Raw genomic sequence first — 3,524 nt, forward strand, 5'->3', positions numbered from 1 at the left:
GCGGGGTCCGGGGTCAGCTCGGCCCGCTGGGCGGGCGACGCGAGCTGGTGGGCGAGCATGAGCAATGTCGTGGGCTTGCCGGTGAGCAGGTCGTCGCCGGCCGGCTTGCCGGTGACCACGGGGTCGCCGTAGACCCCGAGCAGGTCGTCGCGCAGCTGGAACGCCTCGCCGACTGCAATGCCGTAGCGGTTGTAGGCCTCGTCGACGGCCGCCGCGTCGGCGTCGGCCGGACCCGCCAGCGCGAGACCGAACTGCAGCGGGCGCTGCACCGTGTAGCTCGCCGTCTTGTGGCGGGCCACCAGCAGCGCGCGGTCGACGGACCAGGCGGCGGGCTCGGTCTCGCCGAGGACGTCGAGATACTGCCCCGCCACCGCCTCGATGCGCATGCGGTCGTAGCAGGCGCGGACGGCGAACAGCGTGGCGGTGGACACGGCGGCCCGGGCCAGCAACTGATCGGCCCAGACCAGGCACAGGTCACCGACGAGGATCGCCGAGGTGGTGCCGAAATGGTCGGGGTCGCCGAGCCGGCCCGCGTTGCTGTGCTGCGCGGCGAAGATGCGGTGGGCGGTGGGGCCGCCGCGCCGGGTGGCCGAGTCGTCCATCACGTCGTCGTGGACGAGCGCGAACGTGTGCATCAGCTCGAGTGCCGCGAGCGCCGGCAGCACCGGCTCGACGGGCTCGCGCGCGGCCACCACACCGCGCCACCCCCAGTAGGCGAACGTCGGGCGCAGTCTCTTGCCGCCGGTCAGCACGAGATCCCGTGTCGTGCGGGCGAAGCGGCCGAGCGCCGGGTCGACGTCCTCCAGCGCGGCGGTCTGGCCGCTCAGGAACTCGGAAAGAGTGCCCTCGACAGCCGTCGTCAGCCCGTCCGCTTGGACGGTCTGGCGAGGTATCCCGATACGGGGGTTTCCCTCGAGGATGTCGTTGGCCACGGAGGCGACATTACCGTAGGCTGCGAGTTGCGTCGATTCATGCGTCGATTTATTTGGGAGGGCCCGTGGAGGTCGATCTGGCGGCGGCCTACGAGCGGTGCCGTGAGCTGCACAAACGCCATGGCCGCACCTACTACCTGGCGACCCGGTTGCTCCCGAGGTGGAAGCGACGCCACGTCCACGCTCTGTACGGTTTCACCCGGTATGCGGATGAAATCGTCGATCGCACCGAGGACCTGCCGCCGGCCGAGCGCGCGGCCCGCCTCACCGCCTGGTCCGACGAGTTTCTCGCGGGTCTGGCCGGAGCGCCCACCGACGATCCGCTGCTGCCGGCGGTGCTGCACACCATCGCCGTGTTCGACCTGGACCGCGCCGACTTCGCGGCGTTCCTGCGCAGCATGGCGATGGACCTCACCGTCACGTCGTATGCGACCTACGACGACCTGCTCGACTACATGGAGGGTTCGGCCGCGGTCATCGGCACGATGATGCTGCCGATCCTCGGCTCCAGTGACCCGGCCGCCGCCCGCGAGCCGGCCCGCCAGCTGGGCCTCGCCTTCCAGCTCACCAACTTCATCCGCGACGTGTCGGAGGACCTGGACCGCGGTCGCACCTACCTGCCCGACGAGCACCTCGCCGAGTTCGGGGTGACCCGCGCCGACCTCTTCGCCGCGCAGGCGGCGGGCCGGTCCACCCCGCAGATCAAGGCGCTGATCCGCGCCGAGGTCGCCCGCGCCGACGAGCACTACGCGGCCGCGGCTCCCGGCATCCCGCTGCTGCTGCCCGGGTCGCAGGCCTGCATGCGCACGGCCTATGAGCTGTACGGCGGCATCCTCGACGAGGTCGCGGCCGAGGACTACGACGTCTTCACCCGGCGCGCAACAGTGCCCAACCAACGCCGCGCCGCCGTGGTGGCCCGATCCCTGCTGACCAGACCGGGCACCCCGACCACGGCCTTCGCCCGAAGCTGACCCCCGACCCGAAGCCGGAACGAAGCCCGGGCCCGACCTCGGAACAAGGCCCAGGGCTGGAGCCCGCGGGACGGGCCCCGAATCGACGCAACCGAGCGGCACAGAGAAGCGGAGCTGACATGCGAACGGCCGTCGTCCTGTTCACCCGTGACCTGCGGGTGCACGACAACCCGGCGCTCGCCGCCGCCTGCGCCAACGCCGAGCAGGTCGTTCCCCTGTTCGTCCTCGATCCCGACCTGCAACGCCTCTCGCCGAACCGCGCCCTGTTCCTGCACCAGAGCCTCGCCGATCTCCGCGAGACACTCCGCGGTCTGGGCGGCGATCTCGTCATCCGCACGGGTGACCCGGTCGCCGAGGTGATCAAGGTGGCGACCGAGGTCGGCGCCGAGGGCATCGCGCTGAGCACCGACGTCAGCGGCTACGCCCGGCGCCGCGAGCAGCGGCTCGAGCAGGAGTGCGAGCAGCACCGCATCTCGCTGCGCCTGTTCCCCGGCACCACCGTCGTGCCACCGGGTGACGTGCGGCCGGGTGGTGGCGGCGAGCACTACCGGGTCTTCTCCCCGTATTACCGGGCCTGGTCGGCGGCGAAGTGGCGCGACGAGGTGGCGACGCCCGCGCGCGTTGTGCTGCCACCGGCGCTGAGCACCGGCGAGCTTCCCGAGCCGCCGTCCGGGGAGTCGCCCGCGGCCGTCACGGGTGGCGAGACGGAGGGCCGGCGTCGACTGAAGACGTGGCTCAAGCACGTCGGGCCCTACGACGATCTGCACAACGACATGCCCGCCGACGGCACTTCGCGGCTCAGCGCGTACCTCCGGTTCGGCTGTGTCTCGCCGTTGACCGTGGCGAACGCAGCGCGGGCGCTGGACGGCCCGGGCCCCGACGCCTTTGTCCGCCAGCTCGGCTGGCGCGACTTCTACTACCAGGTCACCGCGGGGTTCCCGGCCATTTCGACGCAGGCCTACCGCAAGTCGGGCGACGGTGAGTGGCGCGACGATCCGGAGGCGCTGCTGCACTGGCAGGAGGGGACGACCGGGGTGCCGGTGGTCGATGCGGGCATGCGCCAGTTGCGGGCCGAGGGCTGGATGCACAACCGGGCCCGCCTGATCACCGCTTCGTTCCTCACCAAGCACCTCGGGCTCGATTGGCGCGACGGCGTGCGGTGGTTCTTCCGCTGGCTGAACGATGGTGATGTCGCCAACAATTCGGGTAATTGGCAGTGGGTGGCCGGCACCGGGAACGACACCAAGCCGTACCGGCGCTTCAACCCCATCAGGCAGGCAGAGCGGTTCGACCCTGACGGTGTGTACGTTCGGCGCTACGTACCGGAGTTGATTTCCATCCCGGGCCGAGCCGTACACCAGCCTTGGCGACTACCGGATACGGTTCGCTCAGGTCTCGACTATCCGGGCCCGCTCGAGTCGCACCGCGACGAGGCGGTGTGGCTGCGGCCATGATCGGGGTGCCGGTGAGTTTCCTGTCCGGTTCGCCGGGCGGGATGTGGAAGCGGGGGGGGGGGGGCCGGTGGGGTTGGGCGGTTTTGGGCCGGCGGCCCCCCCGCCAAAATCCCCCCCCCCCCCCCCCCCCACCACAACCGCCGGGGGGAACAACAGGCCGGGCGCGC

Annotated in this window: 3 protein-coding genes; 2 read left to right on the top strand and 1 reads right to left on the bottom strand. The window is 71.3% G+C overall.

All coding sequences use genetic code 11. The features are described from left to right. Nucleotides 1–899: polyprenyl synthetase family protein (locus AB0C29_RS04905; protein ID WP_360815268.1), on the bottom strand; the 899-nt coding region annotated here is incomplete at its 3' end. Between the two features lie 98 nt (nucleotides 900–997). On the opposite strand from AB0C29_RS04905, the gene AB0C29_RS04910 reads away from it, so the two are divergent. Both AB0C29_RS04910 and AB0C29_RS04915 read left to right on the top strand, forming a co-directional pair. After that, nucleotides 998–1,903, top strand: a complete 906-nt coding sequence (locus AB0C29_RS04910) for a phytoene/squalene synthase family protein (protein WP_360815232.1) — start codon at nucleotides 998–1,000, stop codon at nucleotides 1,901–1,903. Nucleotides 1,904–2,022: 119 nt separating this feature from the next. Next, a complete protein-coding gene (locus AB0C29_RS04915; protein ID WP_360815235.1) occupies nucleotides 2,023–3,357 on the top strand; it encodes a deoxyribodipyrimidine photo-lyase in 1,335 nt (444 codons plus the stop codon). Nucleotides 3,358–3,524: the final 167 nt, after the last annotated feature.

Source organism: Actinoplanes sp. NPDC048791, from assembly GCF_040650095.1.
Classification (GTDB): Bacteria; Actinomycetota; Actinomycetes; order Mycobacteriales; family Micromonosporaceae; genus Actinoplanes.

Bases quoted from the DNA above. Each gene is read 5' to 3' on its own strand.
- AB0C29_RS04915 (WP_360815235.1), top strand. From the start codon at position 2,023: ATGCGAACGGCCGTCGTCCTGTTCACCCGTGACCTGCGGGTGCACGAC.